The organism is Castellaniella sp. (assembly GCF_047971665.1).
Taxonomy (GTDB): Bacteria; Pseudomonadota; Gammaproteobacteria; order Burkholderiales; family Burkholderiaceae_B; genus Castellaniella.
Map to the genome: position 1 here is coordinate 121,500 of NZ_JBKEAA010000011.1, position 18,955 is coordinate 140,454.

Annotated in this window: 17 protein-coding genes and 1 tRNA gene; 5 read left to right on the forward strand and 13 right to left on the reverse strand. The window is 65.1% G+C overall.

Translation table 11 applies throughout. From position 1 onward, the window contains the following. Positions 1–6 precede the first annotated feature (6 nt). From ACK5JE_RS03145 to ACK5JE_RS03155, 3 genes are all read right to left on the reverse strand, one after another. Entirely contained in the window at positions 7–1,305 is a 1,299-nt protein-coding gene (locus ACK5JE_RS03145; protein ID WP_416800258.1) for a sulfate adenylyltransferase subunit 1, read from the reverse strand. An 83-nt stretch (positions 1,306–1,388) separates the two neighbouring features. After that, on the reverse strand, positions 1,389–2,300 hold the full coding sequence (gene cysD / locus ACK5JE_RS03150; protein WP_416800259.1) for a sulfate adenylyltransferase subunit CysD: 912 nt from the start codon (positions 2,298–2,300) through the stop codon (positions 1,389–1,391). Continuing rightward, complete coding sequence (locus tag ACK5JE_RS03155; RefSeq protein ID WP_416800280.1) at positions 2,297–3,073, reverse strand: phosphoadenylyl-sulfate reductase; 777 nt, start codon at positions 3,071–3,073, stop codon at positions 2,297–2,299. Before ACK5JE_RS03155 ends, cysD begins: the two co-directional genes overlap by 4 nt. 194 nt (positions 3,074–3,267) lie before the next feature. On the opposite strand from ACK5JE_RS03155, the gene ACK5JE_RS03160 reads away from it, so the two are divergent. Further along, on the forward strand, positions 3,268–4,557 hold the full coding sequence (locus tag ACK5JE_RS03160) for a Glu/Leu/Phe/Val family dehydrogenase (protein WP_416800260.1): 1,290 nt from the start codon (positions 3,268–3,270) through the stop codon (positions 4,555–4,557). Beyond that, entirely contained in the window at positions 4,557–5,522 is a 966-nt protein-coding gene (locus ACK5JE_RS03165) for an asparaginase (RefSeq protein WP_416800261.1), read from the forward strand. Before ACK5JE_RS03160 ends, ACK5JE_RS03165 begins: the two co-directional genes overlap by 1 nt. Positions 5,523–5,638: 116 nt before the next feature. Here ACK5JE_RS03165 and tdh read toward each other — a convergent pair whose 3' ends face one another. The 5 genes from tdh to ACK5JE_RS03190 form a co-directional block, all read right to left on the reverse strand. Then, positions 5,639–6,679 (reverse strand): L-threonine 3-dehydrogenase, encoded by a 1,041-nt coding sequence (gene tdh, locus ACK5JE_RS03170; RefSeq protein WP_416800262.1) that lies wholly within the window; start codon positions 6,677–6,679, stop codon positions 5,639–5,641. Between the two features lie 37 nt (positions 6,680–6,716). After that, positions 6,717–7,919 (reverse strand): glycine C-acetyltransferase, encoded by a 1,203-nt coding sequence (locus ACK5JE_RS03175; protein ID WP_416800263.1) that lies wholly within the window; start codon positions 7,917–7,919, stop codon positions 6,717–6,719. 172 nt (positions 7,920–8,091) lie between these two features. After that, positions 8,092–9,846, reverse strand: a complete 1,755-nt coding sequence (locus ACK5JE_RS03180; protein ID WP_416800281.1) for a TRAP transporter large permease — start codon at positions 9,844–9,846, stop codon at positions 8,092–8,094. Positions 9,847–9,848: 2 nt separating this feature from the next. Then, positions 9,849–10,460 (reverse strand): TRAP transporter small permease subunit, encoded by a 612-nt coding sequence (locus ACK5JE_RS03185; RefSeq protein ID WP_416800264.1) that lies wholly within the window; start codon positions 10,458–10,460, stop codon positions 9,849–9,851. A gap of 115 nt (positions 10,461–10,575) precedes the next feature. Then, a complete protein-coding gene (locus tag ACK5JE_RS03190; RefSeq protein WP_416800265.1) occupies positions 10,576–11,664 on the reverse strand; it encodes a TRAP transporter substrate-binding protein in 1,089 nt (362 codons plus the stop codon). 257 nt (positions 11,665–11,921) lie between these two features. Between ACK5JE_RS03190 and ACK5JE_RS03195 the strand changes: the two genes are divergently transcribed. Beyond that, positions 11,922–13,112, forward strand: coding sequence for an MFS transporter (locus tag ACK5JE_RS03195; RefSeq protein WP_416800266.1), 1,191 nt, complete (start codon positions 11,922–11,924; stop codon positions 13,110–13,112). 7 nt (positions 13,113–13,119) lie between these two features. Then, positions 13,120–14,484, forward strand: a complete 1,365-nt coding sequence (locus ACK5JE_RS03200; RefSeq protein ID WP_416800267.1) for a CynX/NimT family MFS transporter — start codon at positions 13,120–13,122, stop codon at positions 14,482–14,484. Here ACK5JE_RS03200 and ACK5JE_RS03205 read toward each other — a convergent pair. From ACK5JE_RS03205 to hemA, 5 genes are all read right to left on the reverse strand, one after another. Then, positions 14,477–15,085 (reverse strand): UbiX family flavin prenyltransferase, encoded by a 609-nt coding sequence (locus tag ACK5JE_RS03205; protein ID WP_416800268.1) that lies wholly within the window; start codon positions 15,083–15,085, stop codon positions 14,477–14,479. The genes ACK5JE_RS03200 and ACK5JE_RS03205 overlap by 8 nt on opposite strands. Continuing rightward, positions 15,082–15,423 carry a Grx4 family monothiol glutaredoxin gene (gene grxD, locus ACK5JE_RS03210; RefSeq protein ID WP_416800269.1) on the reverse strand — a complete coding sequence of 114 codons (342 nt, stop codon included), beginning with the start codon at positions 15,421–15,423 and terminating at the stop codon, positions 15,082–15,084. Before grxD ends, ACK5JE_RS03205 begins: the two co-directional genes overlap by 4 nt. Positions 15,424–15,482: 59 nt before the next feature. Then, positions 15,483–16,304 carry a peptide chain release factor N(5)-glutamine methyltransferase gene (prmC, locus tag ACK5JE_RS03215; protein WP_416800270.1) on the reverse strand — a complete coding sequence of 274 codons (822 nt, stop codon included), beginning with the start codon at positions 16,302–16,304 and terminating at the stop codon, positions 15,483–15,485. Continuing rightward, positions 16,301–17,380, reverse strand: a complete 1,080-nt coding sequence (prfA, locus tag ACK5JE_RS03220; RefSeq protein ID WP_416800271.1) for a peptide chain release factor 1 — start codon at positions 17,378–17,380, stop codon at positions 16,301–16,303. Before prfA ends, prmC begins: the two co-directional genes overlap by 4 nt. Positions 17,381–17,465: 85 nt before the next feature. Further along, positions 17,466–18,743, reverse strand: coding sequence for a glutamyl-tRNA reductase (hemA, locus tag ACK5JE_RS03225; protein ID WP_416800272.1), 1,278 nt, complete (start codon positions 18,741–18,743; stop codon positions 17,466–17,468). A 136-nt stretch (positions 18,744–18,879) separates the two neighbouring features. Between hemA and ACK5JE_RS03230 the strand changes: the two genes are divergently transcribed. Then, positions 18,880–18,955 (forward strand) — tRNA-Phe (locus tag ACK5JE_RS03230).

The window sequence follows — 18,955 nt, forward strand, 5'->3', positions numbered from 1 at the left end:
CGTGCCTCAACGGCGGATCAGCCCCGCCGCCGCGGTCTGGTTCGTGGCTGCGTCGATCAGGATGAAAGCGCCCGTGGCCCGCTGCGTATCGTAGTCGTCCAGGATCAGAGGATCGCGGGCCCGCAGCTGCGCGCGCCCGATATCGTTCATGGCCAGGGTGCCGTTCCAGTCCACTGAACGCAGCTCATGGATGTCACGCCGGGTGCGCACGGCCTGGACGCGGACCTGCGTCAGGCGAGTGCCCTGCTTGAGCCAATACAGCCGGGTCGCATTCAACGCCTGCTGGTCCAGCCAGCACAGATCCGCCTCGAAATCCTTGTCCAGCACCGGCTCCGATCCGGCATCGACCAGCGAATCGCCCCTGGACAGGTCAAGCTCGCGGTCCAGCACCACCGTGATGCTGTCACCCGGCAGCGCCCGGTCGACTGCCTGATCGCCGCGCAGCAGCCGCGCGATGCGCGCGGATTCGCGGCTGGGCAAGACCCGGACAGCATCGCCGACCTGCCAGACACCCCCCTGCAACTGCCCCGCATAGCCCCGGAACGCATCGGGACCGCTGCCGTTGTGACGGATCACCCACTGGACGAAAAACCGCGCCCGGTTTTCCTCATGTCGCTGCTCCACCGGCAACGTTTCCAGCAGGCTCAGCAACGGCGGCCCCTGATACCAGGGGGTCCGTTCGCTGAGATGCACCACGTTGTCGCCCGACAGGGCCGACAGTGGCACGATATGAAAGACAGGAATATCCAGGCGCACGGCCAGGTCCCGATACGCCGCGTGAATCCGCCCGAAGACCGCCTGATCCCAGTCCACCAGGTCCATCTTGTTGACGGCCACCACGATGTGGCGAAGCCCCAGCAGCCGGGCCAGGGTGCTGTGGCGCTTGGTCTGCGGCAACAGCTGACCATCGGTCGCCCGGCTGGCATCGATCAGGATCACGGCGGCATCGGCCGTCGAAGCGCCCGTGACCATGTTGCGCGTGTATTGCTCATGACCCGGCGCATCGGCGACGATGAACTTGCGCGCCGGTGTGGCGAAATAACGATAGGCGACATCGATGGTGATGCCCTGTTCGCGCTCGGCCTCCAGGCCGTCGGTCAGCAGCGCCAGATCGAGCTCACTGCCGGGCGCGCGGGTATATTTGGAACCCGCGATGGCCTGCAACTGGTCGGCGAACACGCCCTTGCTGTCGACCAGCAGCCGACCGATCAGCGTGGATTTGCCGTCGTCCACGGACCCGGCGGTGATCAGGCGCAGCACGCTGGTTTCCGGCGCGATCCGCCATTGTTCATTGATTGCATTCATGATGAAGATTCCCTTGTCTGGCGCGGCCGCCCGGACATTACCTCGCGCGCGGCCACTCAGAAACCAATCTTGTGCGCAGCCGCTCAGAAATAGCCTTGTTTCTTGCGCCGTTCCATCGACGCCTCGGAAGTCTGATCGTCCATGCGCGTGGCGCCGCGTTCCGTGAGGGTGGCCACGGCGGTTTCGGCGATGATGTCGGCCGGCGTGGCCGCCAAGGACATCACCGGACAGGTGCAGGACACATCTCCCACCGTGCGGAAACGCACGCCCAGGCGCTCAGGCTGTTCGTCCTCGCGTGCGGGGGTCAGCGGCGTGACTGGAACCAGCAGGCCGTGGCGGCGCACGACCTCGCGCTCATGCGTGTAATAGATCGAAGGCAGATCCAGCCCCTCGCGCTCGATGTACTGCCAGATATCCAGCTCGGTCCAGTTCGAGATCGGAAAGACCCGGATGTTCTCTCCGGGATGCACGCGGGTGTTGTACAGATTCCAGAGTTCCGGACGCTGGGCCTTGGGATCCCACTGGCCGAACTCGTCGCGAAACGAACAGATGCGCTCTTTGGCGCGCGCCTTTTCCTCGTCCCGGCGTGCGCCGCCGATGCAGGCGTCAAAACCGAATTCCTCGATCGATTCCAGCAACGTCGTGGCCTGGGCCGCATTGCGCGAATCATTGGCATGGCGCAGCACGACCGTGCCGCGCGCGATGGAATCCTCGACGTGGCGCACGATCAGCTCCTCGCCCAGTTTTGCGGCCCGATGATCGCGGAATGCGATGACCTCGGGAAAGTTGTGACCCGTGTCGATGTGCATCAAAGGAAAGGGAAAGCGGCCCGGGCGAAAGGCCTTTTCCGCCAGACGCAACAAGACGCACGAATCCTTGCCGCCGGAAAACAGCAGCACCGGGCGCACACACTCGGCAGCCACTTCGCGCAGGATATGAATGGCTTCGGATTCCAGCCAATCGAGATGGGTGCGGGCAAGAAGCGCAGTACTCATGATGTCGATGTTTCCGTAATGACCTTGGAAAGCGGCACGCGCGGACGCACGCCGGGCTGTCCATGCGAGGACAGATTGCCCGCATGCAGGCCGCATTCGCGGCTGTCGCGCTGCTCCCACCACCAGCGGCCGGCGCGCGGATCCTCGCCGGGGCGCACAGTACGCGTACAGGGATCGCAACCGATCGAGGGATAGCCCCGGTCGTGCAGAGGGTTATAGGGGACGTCCAGCGCGCGCACCACGGCGCGCACCTCGTCGGCCGACCAGCACGCCAGGGGATTGAACTTCCACAGACCGAAGGTCTCGTCCCACTGCGCTTCTGGCAGTTCGACCCGGGTCAGGGACTGCTCACGGCGCTGACCCGTGATCCAGGCCGTATGACCGTCCAGGACGCGGCGCAGCGGTTCGACCTTGCGGATGCCGCAGCAGACCTTGCGCAATGCCACATCTTCGTAGAAAGCGAATTCACCGTGCGCCATCACATGCGCCCGCACGGCCTGCGGGTCGGGGCGCACCACCTGCGTCTCGATACCGTACCGCGCGCGCACCACCTCCACCAGGGCCAGGGTCTCGGCATGCAGACGTCCCGTGTCAAGCATGAAAACACCCGGCGGCCGGGGGAGATGCGCCGCGGCGTGAATCAGCAGCGTGTCTTCCATCCCCATGGAAGAAGCCAGCAACGCATCCGGATGCGCATCCGCAATGGCCACGAGACGCTCCTGCAAAGCAGCCCAGCGCGCCGCCAGCAAAGGGGGCAACGTGATCGACACCATCATCTCCAGCAACACGAAGTCGGCCCGATGCCGACAGAGGCATTCAGTGTGCCTATCCACGCACACAGACGGAACGAAAAAAACGTTGATTCGATATAACCGGCCGGTTCCGGACACAGAAAGCCGCGCCGGCACTAAAATGGGGCCGGTAGTATGTCTCTGACTGTCTTGCACTCATCAAAAGGTTGCACACCATGCCTGAATCGATTTCCCAGCCCCTGCCCTCTTACCTGGATCCTGCTCACCCCGGTCCCTGGGGCATCTATCTGGAACAGGTCGACCGTGTCACGCCCTATCTGGGTTCGCTGGCTCGCTGGGTCGAGACCCTGAAGCGCCCCAAGCGCATCCTGGTCGTGGACGTCCCGGTGGAACTGGACAACGGCACGATCGCCCACTTCGAGGGCTATCGGGTGCAGCACAACACCTCGCGCGGCCCCGGCAAAGGCGGCGTGCGCTACCACCAGGACGTCACCCTGTCCGAGGTCATGGCGCTGTCGGCCTGGATGTCGGTCAAATCGGCCGCCGTGAACCTGCCTTATGGCGGCGCCAAGGGCGGCATCCGCATCGACCCGCGCAAGCATTCCCAGAGCGAACTGGAACGCATCACCCGCCGCTACACCAGCGAGATCCACGACATCATCGGCCCCAACAAGGACATCCCCGCCCCGGACGTCAACACCAACGGCCAGGTCATGGCTTGGATGATGGACACCTACTCCATGAACGAAGGCGCCACTTCCACCGGCGTGGTGACCGGCAAGCCGATCGCGCTGGGCGGCAGCCTGGGCCGTATCGAGGCCACGGGGCGCGGCGTCTATGTGGCGGCCTGCGAGGCTGCGCGCGAATCCGACATCGACATCAAGGGCGCGCGCATCGCCATCCAGGGTTTCGGCAATGTGGGCGGCACGGCAGCGCGCCTGTTCCACGAGGCCGGCGCCAAGGTCGTGGCGGTCTATGACCATACCGGCATCATCTATAACGCCAACGGCCTGAACGTCCTGGCGCTGTTCGATCACGTGCGCGAAAGCGGCGGCGTGGCGGGCGCGCCCGACTCGGAGAAAATCAGTCCCAAGGAATTCTGGGCCCTGGAAACCGAGATCCTGATCCCGGCCGCCCTCGAGGGCCAGATCACCCGGGACAACGCCGACTCGATCCGCACCCGCATCCTGGTCGAAGGCGCCAACGGCCCCACCACCCCCGAAGCCGACGACATCATCTCGGCCAAAGGCACGGTCATCGTGCCGGACGTGGTCGCCAACGCGGGCGGCGTCACGGTCAGCTACTTCGAATGGGTCCAGGATTTTTCCAGCTTCTTCTGGACTGAACAGGAAATCAACCACCGCCTCGAGGCGATGATGCGCGCCGCCTATGCCGCCATGTCGGCGGTTGCCCGCGAACACGGCGTGTCGCTGCGCACGGCCGCCTTCATCGTGGCCTGCTCCCGCATCCTCGAAGCCCGCCAGGTGCGCGGCCTGTATCCTTGATGCGCCCGCGTCTGGTCCTGATCGGCACGGGCGGCACCATCGCCGCCACGGCCGGCGACGCCCGCACACTGACCGGGTATCAGGTCACGCAGGGGATCGAGGCCATGCTCGCCGCGATTCCTGGCGTGGCCGACATCGCCGACATCCGCTGCGAGCAACCGTTCAACGTGGACAGCCGGAATCTGAGCACGGCCCGGGTCCTGCGCCTGGCGCATGAGGTGGATCGTCACGTGCGCGATGCCGAGGTGGACGCAGTGGTCGTGACCCACGGCACCGACAGCCTCGAAGAAACCGCCTTTTTCCTGCACCTGACGGTCCGCAGTCCCAAACCCATCGTGCTGATCGGCGCCATGCGGCCAGCCTCGGCCCTGAGCGCCGACGGGCCGCTGAACCTGGTCAATGCGCTGCTCACTGCCGCCGACCCGGCCAGTCGCGACCGGGGCGTGCTGGTGGTCATGAACGACCGTATCCTGGCCGCACGGCACGCCGCCAAGCGCCACACTACGCGGGTGGATGCCTTCGGGGCGGACGGCGCCGGGGTGCTGGGCGCGATCACCGATGGCCGGGTCCGCTATGACATGCGCCCCGACCTGCCGGAAACGGCTCCCTTTTCGCTGACGGGCTTGCGCGCGATGCCGCCGGTGGACATCATCCTGGACTATCAGGATGCCCCGCGGCATCCCTACACGGCGGCGATTCAGGCCGGATCGCGCGGAATCGTGGTGGCGGCCATGGGCAACGGCAGCCTGAGCCCGGCCGCCCTGCGGGGGTGCGCCGAGGCGGGCCGTCGCGGTCTGGTGTGCGTGCGCGCCAGTCGGGTGCCCGATGGCCAGGTCACCGATGCCGCGCAGGGACCGCTGGCGTCCCACGCGCTCAACCCACTGCAGGCACGCATCGTCCTGCGACTGGCGCTGGCGCGCGGCCTGGGTCAGGTCGGGATCAAAGACTTGCTGCAGCGACTGTAGACTGGAAGCACTCCTCAAGGACTATTGGCCCTCAAGGACTCTCAAGCCGTGGCAACTCTCCACCTCGGCGCTGGCACGCGCCTCGGATTCGCCAGGCGCTCAATAGTCCTCAAGGACTATTGAGCGTCCGGGCTCATCCAATCCAAAATGACTTTGCCGCTTTGGCCTGACAGCATGGCCTCGAAGCCCTGGCGGAAATCCGCCACCGGATAGTGATGGGTCAGGATGGGCGCCAGATCCAGGCCACTTTGCAGCATGGCCACCATCTTGTACCAGGTCTCGAACATCTGGCGGCCGTAGATCCCCTTGATCTCCAGCCCCTTGAAGATCACCTGGCTCCAGTCGATGCCCACGCCATCGGGCAGAATGCCGAGCATGGCGATCTTGCCGCCGTGGTTCATCTGATCCAGCATCGCGGCAAAGGCGCTGGGCACGCCGGACATCTCCAGGCCCACATCGAAGCCCTCGGACATGCCCAGCTCACGCATCACGTCGCTCAGCGCCTCGCGAGCCACGTTCACTGTGCGGCTGGCGCCCATGCGGGCGGCCAGTTCGAGCCGGTAGTCATTGACGTCAGTGATGACGACATTGCGTGCGCCCACGTGCCGGGCGATCGCCGCGGCCATGGCCCCGATCGGGCCGGCGCCGGTGATGAGGACATCCTCGCCCACCAGATCGAATGCCAGCGCCGTATGCGTGGCGTTGCCGTAGGGATCGAAAATGGCGGCCAGGTCGTCGGACACATCGTCCGGAATCCGGAATGCGTTGAAGGCCGGAATCACCAGATAGTCCGCAAAGGCGCCAGGCCGGTTGACACCGACCCCCTGCGTGTTGCGGCACAGGTGCCGGCGGCCCGCGCGGCAATTGCGACAATGACCACAGGTGATGTGCCCCTCGCCGGAGACGCGGTCGCCGACCTGGAAGCCCTGGACCTCCTGGCCGATCTCCACCACCTCGCCCACGTATTCATGCCCCACATGCATGGGCACGGGGATGGTGCGCGCGGCCCACTCATCCCATTTCCAGATATGAATATCGGTGCCGCAGATGGCGGTCTTGCGGATACGGATCAGCAGGTCGTTGTGTCCCAATGCGGGTTTGGGCACATCCACCAGTTCCAGCCCGGCGGCGGGCTGCGTTTTGGCCAAGGCTCTCATGGCGACTCCAGAAAAATGATCCGTCCGACCCGTCCGATCAGGCGATGACGCCCAGATCGCGCCCCACCCGGACAAACGCCTGCACGGCCTGCTCGATGTCCTCCGGCGTGTGGGCCGCACTCATCTGGGTGCGGATGCGGGCGCACCCCTTGGGAACCACGGGATAGGAAAAGCCGATCACGTAGATGCCCTGAGCCAGCAAGGCGTCGGCCATCCGGCCGGCCAGCGCGGCATCGCCCAACATCACCGGAATGATCGGATGCTCGCCCGGCACCAGACTGAAACCCAGCGCCTGCATCTCACGCCGGAAATGCGCGCCATTGCGATGCACCCGGGCGCGCAATTCGGCGCCTTCGGCATCCTGGAGCAGCTCGATCACCCGCCGCGACGCCGCCACGATGGCCGGCGCGAGCGTATTGGAAAACAGGTATGGACGCGAACGCTGGCGCAGCAGATCGACGATCACGGCATCGGCCGCGACATAGCCGCCCGAGGCGCCGCCCAGCGCCTTGCCCAATGTGCCGGTCAGGATGTGAACCCGGTCCGCGACCCCGCAATGTTCCGGGGTGCCTCGTCCGCCCGCGCCCATGAAGCCCACGGCGTGAGAATCATCGACCATCACCAGCGCATCGAATTCGTCGGCCAGATCACAGATCGCCGCCAGGTTGGCGATGATGCCATCCATGGAGAACACGCCGTCGGTGGCGATCATGATGTGCCGCGCCCCGCTTGCCCGCGCCGCCGCGAGCTGGGCGCGCAGATCGCCCATGTCGTTGTTGGCATAGCGGTAGCGTCGCGCCTTGCACAGGCGGATGCCGTCGATGATGCTGGCATGGTTCAGGGCATCGCTGACGATGGCGTCCTGTTCGTCGAGCAGCGACTCGAACAGGCCCCCGTTGGCATCGAAACAACTGGAATACAGGATGGCGTCGCCCATCCCCAGCCAGCGGGCCAGGTCGGATTCCAGCGCCTTGTGCCCCGTCTGGGTGCCGCAGATGAAACGTACCGAGGCCAGCCCGAAACCGTCCTCGACCAGCCCGGCGTCAGCGGCCTGGATCAGGCGGGGATCATTGGCCAGGCCCAGGTAATTGTTGGCGCAGAAATTGAGTACGCCGGTCCCGTCGGCCAGCCGCACATGCGCGGACTGCTGGCCGGCGATGACGCGTTCGGCCTTGTAGAAACCCTCTTCGCGCAGCTGATCGATCCGGGCACGCACATCCGCTAGAAATTGCTGAGACATGATTCTCCTTTTGGGGGAATACATCGAATGAAACGGGTTCCGGCATTGTACGCTGCCCCCATGCCGATCCGATCCGGGACAAATCGCAAGGCCCGGCATTTCTGCCGGGCCTTGCGCGGAAAAACCATCCGGCCAGCGCTGCCAGCGCAGCGCCAGTCGTCGTGATCCGGACTTACTTGAACATATTGTTGTAGTCCTCGTCCGAGGGCGCCGCAGGCGCCTGGCCGGACGGCGCGCCCGCATCGCCGCCGCCCCCGGCTGCGCCGCCATACTCGCCCGTGATGGCGCCATAGCCACTTGCGCCATAACCGCCGAAGCTGCCCGGGTCGATGCTGATGTTCTCGATGTTCACCTGGGGCCGGTCGGCCTTGTAGTGCGTGACGATGCCCGGATACAGCAGCACCACGACCACCATCACGAGCTGAATCATGATGAAGGGAATCGAGCCCCAGTAGATCTGGCCGGTGGTGACCTTGGCCACGGTCTTGCCGGTCACCCGATCCTGGTAGTCCTCCTTGGGCGCCACGGATCGCAGATAGAACAGCGCGAAGCCGAATGGCGGGTGCATGAACGACGTCTGCATGTTCACGGCCAGCAGCACACCCAGCCAGATCAGGTCGATGCCCATCTTGTCCGCCACCGGGCCGATCAGCGGCACGATGATGAAGGCCAGTTCGAAGAAGTCCAGGAAGAAGGCCAGGCAGAAGGTCAGGATGCTGACCACGACCAGGAAGCCCATTTCTCCGCCCGGCAGGCCGGTGAGCAGATGCTCGACCCACAGGTCGCCATTCACGCCTCGGAAGGTCAGGCTGAAAACCGAGGAGCCGATCAGGATGAACACCACGAAGCAGGTCAGCGTGGTGGTGGTTTCCATGGCCTGACGCAGCAGCCCGAGATTGAGCCGCCGCTTGATCACCGCCATGATCAGCGCGCCGACCGCGCCCCTGGCGCCGCCCTCGGTGGGGGTGGCCACACCGATGAAGATCGTGCCCCGCACCAGGAAGATCAGGGCCAGCGGCGGAATCATGACGAACGTCACGCGTTCGGCGATCTTCGACAGCAGCCCCAGGCGCAACACCTTGTTGAGCACCGCCATGACGAAAGCCGCCGCGCCCCAGATCAGGATGCTGGTGACGATCAGTTCATCGACGTGCGCCCCATCATCCAGCAGGAACTGCACACCCGTATACGAGATCCCGACGGACAGGGCCATCAGCACCAGCAGCGAGGGGATGCCGTGGCCGCCGTTGGGCTCGACGAAGGTGCGGGCCTCGGGCGGAATGGCGGGCGCCGATTTGGGCCGGAACATGGCCATCGCAACGATGTACAGGACATACATCCCGGTCAGGGCGAAGCCCGGCAGGAAAGCCCCCTTGTACATGTCGCCGATGGAGCGGCCCAACTGGTCGGCCAGCACGATCAGCACCAGGGACGGCGGGATGATCTGCGACAGGGTCCCGGAGGCTGCGATCACCCCCGTCGCCAATCGCCGGTCATAGCCATAGCGCAGCATGATGGGCAGCGAAATCAGGCCCATCGAGATCACCGAGGCGGACACCACGCCGGTGGTGGCCGCCAGCATCGCGCCCACCAGGACGACGGCGATCGCCAGACCGCCGCGCAGCGGCCCGAACAGCTGGCCGACGGTTTCCAGCAGATCCTCGGCCATGCCGGATCTTTCCAGGATCAACCCCATGAAAGTGAAGAACGGCACCGCCAGCAGCGATTCATTGGACATGACCCCGAACACGCGCTGCGGCAAAGCCTGGAACAGCGCCGGCGACAGCAGGCCCAGATCGATCCCGATCAGGCCGAACAGAATGCCGTTGGCCGCCAGGGAAAACGCGACCGGGAACCCCAGCAGCAGCAGGAGCACCAGCATGCCGAACATGATCGGCGCCATATAAGCCAGTAACAATGCTTCCATCATCAATGCCCCTCTTGCGAGGAGGCCTCGCGCTGTTGCGCCTCACGGGCGATTTCCTCGGCGAGCAGTTCCTCCGCGGACTTGCCCGCATGCACTTCGCGAGGATCGGGACATTGACCGCGCAGGCAGCCGATGCACTTGATCAGGTGCGATACGCCGGCGCTGACCAGCAAGGCGAAGCCGATGGGGATCAGCAGCTTGGCCGGCCAGCGGATCAGACCGCCCGCATTCGAGGACTGTTCGTCGTTGACGAACGAATCCATGAAGTAGGGCCAGGACAGCCACATGATGAGCACGCAGGCAGGCAACAGGAAGAACAGCACACCGAAAATCTCGATCCACAGCTGAGTACGCCGTGAAAAGCGCGAAGCCAGGACGTCCACGCGGACATGTTCGTTCTTGAGCAGGGTATAGCCGGCCGCCAGCAAGAAGACGGCGCCGAACAGATACCACTGCAATTCGAGCCAGGCATTGGAACTGACGTTGAACAGCTTGCGTACCGTCGCATTGATGGCGCTGACGAGTACCGCGAGCAGGATCAGCCAGGTCACAGCCCGGCCCACGCGGCGATTGATCGCGTCAATCACTCGCGACAGGGCGAGAAGTGCATTCATGGTGAGAGCCAATGAAAAAAGGGTTGCGTCCGGACACGCGCAAGCCCCCGCGAGGGGGGCTAGCGCGAGATCCAGTCATGAGTGGCCTCGGGGTCAGGCCGATACGTGACGCCGATTACTTGGTCGCCGTGGCCATGTACTGGTCATAGCTGCCTTCGGCAATCCGGAACCATGGGATTTCATGGTCGCGGAAGCCCATGTAGGCGTCGTGGATCTTCTTGAAGCCGGGGTCCTTGGCAGACAGCTCGGCGTAGGTGTCCACAGCGGCCTTGTAGCACGCGTCCATGACGGGTTTCGGGAAAGCGCGCAGCTTGGCGCCCTCGCCGATCAAGCGCTTGAGCGCATTGGGGTTCTCGGCGTCATAGGTGGCGATCATGACGTTGGACGCCAGGGCGGAGGCCTGATCCAGTACGGCCTGATAGTGCTTGGGCAGGGCCTCGTACTTGTCCTTGTTCACGAGCAGGGACACCTGCAGGGTGCCTTCCCACCAGCCGGGGAAATAGTAGAACGGCGCCACGCGGTGGAAGCCCATTTTTTCGTCATCGTAGGGACCGATCCACTCGGCCGCATCGATGGTGCCTTTTTCCAGGGAGGGATAGATGTCGCCGCCGGCGATCTGCTGCGGCACGGCGCCGAGTTTCATCAGCACGGCACCGGCAAAGGCTGCCGTGCGGAATTTCAGACCCTTGAGGTCTTCGACCGTCTTGATTTCCTTGCGGAACCAGCCGCCCATCTGAGTGCCGGTGTAGCCGCAGGGGAAATTCACGATGTTGAATTTGGCGAACAGCTCGCGCAGCACCTCCAGGCCACCGGCATGGCGCACCCAGGCGTTGTACTGGCGGGTGTTCAGGCCGAAAGGCACGGCGCCGTCGAAGCACAGGGCCGGATCCTTGCCAAAATAGTAATAGGATGCGGTATGGCCGCATTCGACCGTACCATTCTGCACACCGTCGAGCACACCCAGGGCGGGAAGGATCTCACCGCCGGGGAAGGCGCGGATCTGGAACTTGCCACCGGTGGCTTCGGAGACGAACTTGGCGACGTTTTCACCGCCGGAATAGATTGCATCGGCACTGCGAGGGAAGCTGGAAGCCAGGCGCCAGTTGAGGGTGGGCGATTCCTGAGCGAAAACGGGAGCGGCCAGGGTGGCGCCGCCAGCGGCCGCACCGAGAGCAGCCTTCTTGAGGAAGGAACGACGTTGCATGAGAGAGAGCCCCTAAGTAGGTTGGTAACCCAGTCGATTGACCCGGTTAATTGTGCCGTTTTGTAAACGGTCGAGAGCGGATGCATGATGCATGAAAATTGAGGCTTACCGCAATCAGTAATAACGCCTACTGCCTTTCTCGATGGAATCTGCCAATTTCCGCGCCGGCAATAGGGAAACCCACCTATCCCATAGTCCACGAATATTTCTGTCATCCGTGTGAGACAATATTTTTTTGGTCATCACGACCCTCCGGCGTGCCTCCCTCTTCCGACTCCTTCAGCCTGACCAAGATCGCCCTGCCTGCGTTCGGTCCATCCCTGCTCTTTGGTCTGGGAGAAGGCGCCATCTACCCGGTCCTGGCCCTCAGCGCGCGCGACCTGGGCGCCAGTTCGGCGCAGGCCGGACTGATCGTGGCGCTGATCGGGATCGGCTCGATGATGGCCAACCTGCCGGCGGCGGCGCTCACGAACCGCTATGGTGAGCGCCGCGCCATGGTCAGTGCGGCCGTGTTCAGCCTGACTGCTTTGGCCCTGTGCCTGATCGCCCGCACCCCCTGGGTTTTCGGCCTGGGTGTCCTGATGATCGGCCTGGCCAGCTCGATTTTCCTGCTGGCGCGCCAGACCTATCTGATCGAGGCCGTGCCGCCCCACATGCGCGCGCGCGCCATGTCCACACTGGGGGGCACCATGCGGGTGGGGCTGTTTGCCGGCCCCTTCATGGCGGCCGGCTTCATCCACCTGATGGGGCTCCAGGGCGCCTACTGGGCCGCCGTCCTGGCTTTCCTGGGCGCCGGCATCCTGGCCTTTTCGATCCCGGACCTGGAGCCGCGCGACCGCGCCGTCAATCGCGATACCGCGCCGCTGTCCCTCAAGGCGCTGGCCCGCCGGCATGCCGGCGTCTTTCTGACGCTCGGGGTGGCCACCGCGCTGGTCTCGGCGATCCGGGCCTGCCGCCAGATCGTCATTCCCCTCTGGGCCGATCACATCGGCCTGGACGCTACGGCGACCGCCCTGATTTACGGGATCATGGGCGGCGTGGACATGCTGCTGTTCTATCCGGCCGGCCGGATCATGGACCTGCGCGGGCGCATCTGGGTCGCCCTGCCCTGTATGCTGATCATGGGAGCCAGCCTGATCGCGATTCCCTGGACAACCGGTTTTATCAGCCTGCTGGCCGTCAGCATGGTGCTGGGCGTAGGCAACGGGATCGGCTCGGGCATCATCATGACGATCGGCGCCGATGCCTCGCCCCCCGGCGACCGCACCCGGTTCCTGGGCATCTGGCGCCTGATCACCGATCTCGGCGGCGGCGGAGGGCCCTTGCTGATGTCGGCCATCACGGCCGCCCTGTCGCTGGCCGGCAGCATCATCACCATCGGCGCGCTCGGCTTCGTTGCCGCCTGGATGTTCTGGCGCTGGCTGCCGCGCAAAACCGCATCCCCCTGATTCGCTCATGCCGCACACGCCCTCCGATCCCCGTGCCGCCGTATCCCCTACCGATGCGTCCTGCACCACCGACTCCCGCACGGCCGAGACCCGCGCTGCCGCATCCCGCACGGCTGGGCCCCGTCACGAGAAGGGCCGCACCGGCGTGAGGGCGGCCTTGTTCCTGGTGCTGATCGGCATGAGCGCCGCGCTCCACATCTGGAAGGTGCCTCCGGCCCTGCCTCAATTGCAGACCGAATTCCAGCTCACGCTGGTGGAATCGGGGTTCCTGCTGTCGGCCGTGCAGCTTGGAGGGCTGGTTCTGGGCCTGCCCATCGCACTGGTGGCCGAGCGTGTCGGCCTGCGCCGCTGCATTCTGGCTGGCCTGGCGGTCCTGGCGACGGCCTCGATGCTGGGCGCCTGGCTGGATTCCAGCCTGCTGGTGCTGCTGCTCCGCGCGGCGGAAGGCTGCGGCGTCCTGATGGTGGTCATGCCGATCCCCGCGCTGATCCGTCGTCTCGTGCCGCCCCAAAGCCTGAGCCGCATCATGGGTCTGTGGGGCAGTTATATGCCGCTGGGCACCGTCGTCATCCTGCTGACCGGGTCCTGGGTTCTGAGCCTGGGCAGCTGGCAGCTGCTGTGGTCACTGCTGGCGGCCTTGACGCTGTGCGGCCTGCTGCTGACCTTGCGCCTCGTGCCGCCGGACCCGATCACCACCGGAACACGACGGGACTCCGCCGCGCAACTGGTGCGCACGACCCTGGGGTCGGCCAATGTCTGGCTGATGGCCTTGATCTTCGGCCTGTACGCAAGCCAATGGATGGCAGTGATCGGCTTCCTGCCGACGATCTATGCCGCCCAGGGCATCAGCGGCACCACGGCGGGGCTGCTGACGGCCATCGTGGCGGGCGCCAACGCTATCGGCAACCTGTCCGCCGGACGTCTGCTCCATCACGGCATCGCGGCCTGGCAACTGCTGGTCACGGGGCTGGCGACCATGATCCTGTGTGCCTACGCCGCGTTCGGTGCCGGCCTGCCGGCACCGGGCCAGTTCGCGGCGGTGTGGGTCTTTTCCATGGTGGGCGGCCTGGTGCCGACAACGCTGTTCGTGCTGGGACTGACGCTGGCGCCCACCCCGCAGACAGCCTCCACGACCATCGGCTGGATGCAGCAATGCTCATCGCTGGGACAGTTCATCGGGCCGCCTGTCGTGGCCTGGGTGGTCAACCGGGCCGGCGGCGACTGGCAATGGACCTGGACCGCCACGGCAGCCTTTGCGGCGGCGGGCATCGTCCTGTCGGCGTTGATCGGTCTGCGCATGCGGGCCGGAGCGGCCGCATCATGGAAGGCTCGGCCGCCACGGACAGACGGCAGCCCTCCGGATCTCAGGTGACTCCGCTGTCCTGCGGCGGACTCGCCGGAGGGGCGAGGCCCTCCCAGCGCGCGCCGGGCACATGAATATCGAACAGTTCCAGCACGCGGCCCACGGTATGGTCGATCAACTCATCGAGCGTGACCGGACGCAGGTAGAAAGCGGGCAGCGGCGGAAAGATCACCCCACCCATTTCGGTCACGGCCGTCATGTTGCGCAGGTGAGCCAGATTGAAGGGGGTCTCGCGGACCATCAGCACCAGCCGGCGACGTTCCTTGAGGGTCACATCCGCCGCCCGGGTGATGAGATTGTCCGACAGGCCGTGCGCCACAGCGGCCAGCGTCCGCATGGAACAGGGCACCACCACCATGCCGGCCGTGTGGAAACTGCCGCTGGCCAGCACCGAACCGACATCACGATGACTGTGAACATGGTCGGCCAGCGCCTGCACGGCCTGACGATCCAGGCCGAGCTCATGACGGATGTTCAGCACCCCCGAGGGGGACATGACGAGATGGGTTTCCACCCCGCCCTGTTCCCGCGCGATTTCCAGCAGCCGGGTGGCATATCGGACACCGGTCGCGCCGCTGATCCCGACGACCAGTCGCCGGGGAGGATTCACTCGATGGCCCCGGCGTCCTTCAGCAGCTGGGTCAGCTCGCCGCTCTGGTGCATTTCGTTCATGATGTCGGTGCCGCCGACGAATTCGCCCTTGATATAGAGCTGGGGAATCGTGGGCCAGTTGGCGTAGTCCTTGATGCCCTGGCGCACTTCGGCGTCTTCCAGCACGTTGACGGTGACCAGCTTGGTCACGCCGGTTTCTTTCAGAACCTGGATCGCGCGACCGGAAAAGCCGCATTGGGGGAACTGGGCCGTGCCCTTCATGAACAGGACGACCGGGTGGCCGGTGACCGTCTCACGGATGAAATTCTGGACTTCGGATTGAACTGCTTCGCTCATGGTGGTCTCGCTGAAAAATACCTCTGAACCGCGCCTCGGGGCGTCCCAAGGCAAAAAACTCAGGCCGGGAAACGGCCCCGGGTGATCCGCTCGATGCCAGACAGGTCACGCTCGCTGGCCACGTCGGTGAATCCCCGACACAGAAACAGGGACCGGACGGCGGCCGCCTGATCCCAACCGTGCTCCACGCACAAGATCCCGTCACGGGTCAGATGAGCCGGCGCGCCCAGCACGATGTCGCGCAAGGCCTGCAGGCCATCGGCCCCGTCAGTCAGGGCACCTGGGGGTTCAAAACGCAGGTCCCCCTGCTCCAGGTGCGCATCCTGCGCGTCGATGTACGGCGGGTTCGAGACGATCAGATCGAATCGCCCAGAACCCAACTCGGTATCGTACCAATTCCCGTGTGAAAACCATAGTTTTGCCCCCAGATCGCGTGCGTTCTTTCGTGCCACCTCCAGGGCCCCGGCGCTGCGATCGGAGGCCCGTACCCGGGCGTCGGGCCGCTCCAGCGCCAGTGTCACCGCCACGGCGCCGCTGCCAGTGCCCAGATCCAGCACATGCGGCGCGCGCACGTCACGGATCGCCCGCAGGCCGCATTCGACCAGCAATTCGGTCTCGGGCCGGGGAATGAGCACCGCCGGCGTGACCCGGAAATCGCGTCCGAAGAACTCCCGATGTCCCAGGATATAGGCCATCGGCTCGCCTGCCATCCGGCGGGCCTCCAGCGCCTGATAGGCGACGATCTGCGCCGGACTCAGCGGATCGCCATCGTGCGCGATCAGCCAGGCGCGCGGCACGCCGAGCACATGCCGCCACAGCAGATGCGTCTCCAGCCGCGGCAAGGCGCTGGCGGACAGGGATTCTCGCAGGGACAGGGTCATTCGAGCGCCAGCGCGGCGAGTTGCTCAGCCTGATGCTCGGCCAGCAGCGCGCCGGTCAGCTCGCTCAAATCGCCGTCCATCACCTGCGCCAGTTTGTACAGCGTCAGATTGATGCGGTGATCGGTGACGCGCCCCTGCGGGAAATTGTAGGTGCGGATGCGCTCCGAGCGGTCGCCGGAGCCCACCAGGCTCTTGCGTTGGGCGGCCTCGCGGGCCTGGGCCTCCTGCTGCTGGCGGTCTTTCAGGCGGGCCGCCAGCACCTGCAGGGCCTTGTCCTTGTTGCGATGCTGCGAACGATCGTCCTGGCATTCCACCACCAGGCCGGTCGGCAGGTGCGTGACGCGCACCGCGGAATCGGTCTTGTTGATGTGCTGGCCGCCGGCTCCGCTGGCGCGGAACGTATCGATACGCAAGTCGTTGGGATCGATACGGATATCGGCCTGGGGATCGGCTTCGGGCATCACTGCCACGGTGCAGGCGGACGTGTGCACACGTCCCTGGGATTCGGTTTCGGGTACGCGCTGGACGCGGTGGGCACCGGACTCGAATTTCAGCCGCCCATAGACACCCTCCCCCTCGATGTGGGCGATGACCTCTTTGTAGCCGCCCAGCTCGGACGCGCTCTCGGACATCAGTTCCACCCGCCAATGACTGACTTCCGCGTAGCGGGTGTACATGCGCAGCAGGTCGCCCGCGAACAGGGCGCTTTCATCGCCCCCGGTGCCGGCGCGGATTTCCAGAAAGACGCTGCGGTCGTCATCGGGATTTTTAGGCAGCAGCAGAATGCGTAATTCGTCTTCCAGCGCCTCGATGTGCGCATCGGCTCCCGCCAGTTCCTCCTCGGCCAGCGCCTTCATGTCAGGATCGGACAGCATGTCCCGCGCCGTATCGCGGTCGTCGCACGCACGCAGCCAGGACTCGAAGACCCGCACCACGGGCTCCAGTTCGGCGCGTTCGCGCGTCCACCTGCGGAAGCGGTCCATATCGTCAGCGCTGTCGGGCTCAGCCAGCAGGGCATCGATCTCGGCCAGACGGTGGCCGAGCTGTTCCAGGCGGCTGCGCATCGAACTTTTCATGGAGGAGGGGGATTCCGGGGAATGACAAGGAAGCCTGAATCCGGCCCGCAACGGGCCGGATCGGCACGAAGAAGAGGGATCGCCGCTACCGGTGGCGGGGGCTGGATTCGGGCAGCAGCCGGGGCAGCAGCGTCAGCAGCTGGTCGCGTTCAGCGCCTTCACTGCGATTCAGCGCGGCCAGCGGGCCGTGCATGTATTTGTGCGTCAGACTGTGCGCCAACAGCTCGAGCACGGCCTCGGGATCGTCGCCGCGGGCCAGCAGGCGCCGGGCGCGGTCCAGTTCCGACAACCGCAGAGCGTCGGCATTTTGCTGATAGTCGATGATGGCAGGCACGATTTCGCGTTTGCTCATCCAGTGCATGAAATGCCGCACCCTGGCCTCAATGATGGCCTCGGCCTGAACCACGGCGGCGCGGCGCGCGTCGGTGCCCGACTGCACCATGCGCCCCAGGTCGTCGACCGTGTACAGATAGACGTCGGCAAGACGGCCGATTTCGGGCTCGATGTCGCGCGGCACCGCCAGATCGACCATCACCATGGGACGGTGGCGGCGCGCACGCGCCGCTCGTTCGACCATCCCCAGGCCGAGGATGGGCAGGGACGAGGCCGTACAGGAAACGACCACATCGAATTCGGCCAGATGATCAGGCAACGCCGACAGCTTGAGCGTGCGGGCGTCAAATCGAGCGGCCAGGGTCTCGGCCCGATCCAGGGTCCGGTTGGCCACCGCGATCTGGCGCGGCCGCACCGCCGCAAAGTGCGTGGCGCAGAGCTCGATCATCTCGCCCGCGCCGATGAACAGCACGTTGCTACAGGACAGGTCTCCCAGCACACGCTCGGTCAGGCGCACGGCGGCGGCAGCCATGGAAACGGAATGCGCGCCGATGGCCGTCTGGGAACGGACTTCTTTGGCCACAGAGAAGGTGCGCTGGAACAACTGGTGCAGCAGCGTGCCCAGCGTGCCGGCCTGCTCGGCCGTGCGCACAGCGTCTTTCATCTGACCCAGGATCTGCGGCTCGCCCAGCACCATGGAGTCCAGGCCACTGGCCACGCGGAAGGCATGGCGCACGGCATCGTTGTGCTGGTACTGATAGAGATGAGGGGCCAGCAGACCGGCTTCCAGGCGGTTGAATTCCGCCAGCCAGCCAGGCAGTTCCGGCGCAACCCCGGCATCGGCCGCACAGTAGATTTCGGTGCGATTGCAGGTGGACAGGATGGCGGCCTCGCGCACACCGCTGCCAAAGGTGGCGCGCAAGGCGGCCAGGGCGGGCTTGACCAGTTCGAGCGGAAACGACACGCGTTCCCGCACGGAAACCGGGGCGGAAACGTGGTTCAAGCCAAAGGTCAGGACGTCGACGGACATGCCCGCAAGAAAAATCTGCACACAAAGATGGGCCTTATTATAAGGCGACGCCCGCCTTCATGGAATGCCGGGCCCTGGTTTTGTACCTGGGCGTAGTCTGCACTGAATCAAATTTTCATGTATGATTCTGCGTCTTGGCCCGGTAGCTCAGTCGGTAGAGCAGAGGATTGAAAATCCTTGTGTCGGTGGTTCGATTCCGCCCCGGGCCACCA

Excerpts from the sequence above, each read along its gene's own strand:
- ACK5JE_RS03165 (WP_416800261.1), top strand. The coding sequence starts at position 4,557 with ATGCGCCCGCGTCTGGTCCTGATCGGCACGGGCGGCACCATCGCCGCC.
- ACK5JE_RS03180 (WP_416800281.1), bottom strand. The coding sequence starts at position 9,846 with ATGGAAGCATTGTTACTGGCTTATATGGCGCCGATCATGTTCGGCATG.
- hemA (WP_416800272.1), bottom strand. The coding sequence starts at position 18,743 with ATGTCCGTCGACGTCCTGACCTTTGGCTTGAACCACGTTTCCGCCCCG.
- ACK5JE_RS03155 (WP_416800280.1), bottom strand. The coding sequence starts at position 3,073 with ATGGTGTCGATCACGTTGCCCCCTTTGCTGGCGGCGCGCTGGGCTGCT.
- ACK5JE_RS03200 (WP_416800267.1), top strand. The coding sequence starts at position 13,120 with ATGCCGCACACGCCCTCCGATCCCCGTGCCGCCGTATCCCCTACCGAT.
- tdh (WP_416800262.1), bottom strand. The coding sequence starts at position 6,679 with ATGAGAGCCTTGGCCAAAACGCAGCCCGCCGCCGGGCTGGAACTGGTG.
- cysD (WP_416800259.1), bottom strand. The coding sequence starts at position 2,300 with ATGAGTACTGCGCTTCTTGCCCGCACCCATCTCGATTGGCTGGAATCC.
- prfA (WP_416800271.1), bottom strand. The coding sequence starts at position 17,380 with ATGAAAAGTTCGATGCGCAGCCGCCTGGAACAGCTCGGCCACCGTCTG.
- ACK5JE_RS03145 (WP_416800258.1), bottom strand. The coding sequence starts at position 1,305 with ATGAATGCAATCAATGAACAATGGCGGATCGCGCCGGAAACCAGCGTG.
- ACK5JE_RS03175 (WP_416800263.1), bottom strand. The coding sequence starts at position 7,919 with ATGTCTCAGCAATTTCTAGCGGATGTGCGTGCCCGGATCGATCAGCTG.
- prmC (WP_416800270.1), bottom strand. The coding sequence starts at position 16,304 with ATGACCCTGTCCCTGCGAGAATCCCTGTCCGCCAGCGCCTTGCCGCGG.
- ACK5JE_RS03190 (WP_416800265.1), bottom strand. The coding sequence starts at position 11,664 with ATGCAACGTCGTTCCTTCCTCAAGAAGGCTGCTCTCGGTGCGGCCGCT.
- ACK5JE_RS03185 (WP_416800264.1), bottom strand. The coding sequence starts at position 10,460 with ATGAATGCACTTCTCGCCCTGTCGCGAGTGATTGACGCGATCAATCGC.
- grxD (WP_416800269.1), bottom strand. The coding sequence starts at position 15,423 with ATGAGCGAAGCAGTTCAATCCGAAGTCCAGAATTTCATCCGTGAGACG.
- ACK5JE_RS03160 (WP_416800260.1), top strand. The coding sequence starts at position 3,268 with ATGCCTGAATCGATTTCCCAGCCCCTGCCCTCTTACCTGGATCCTGCT.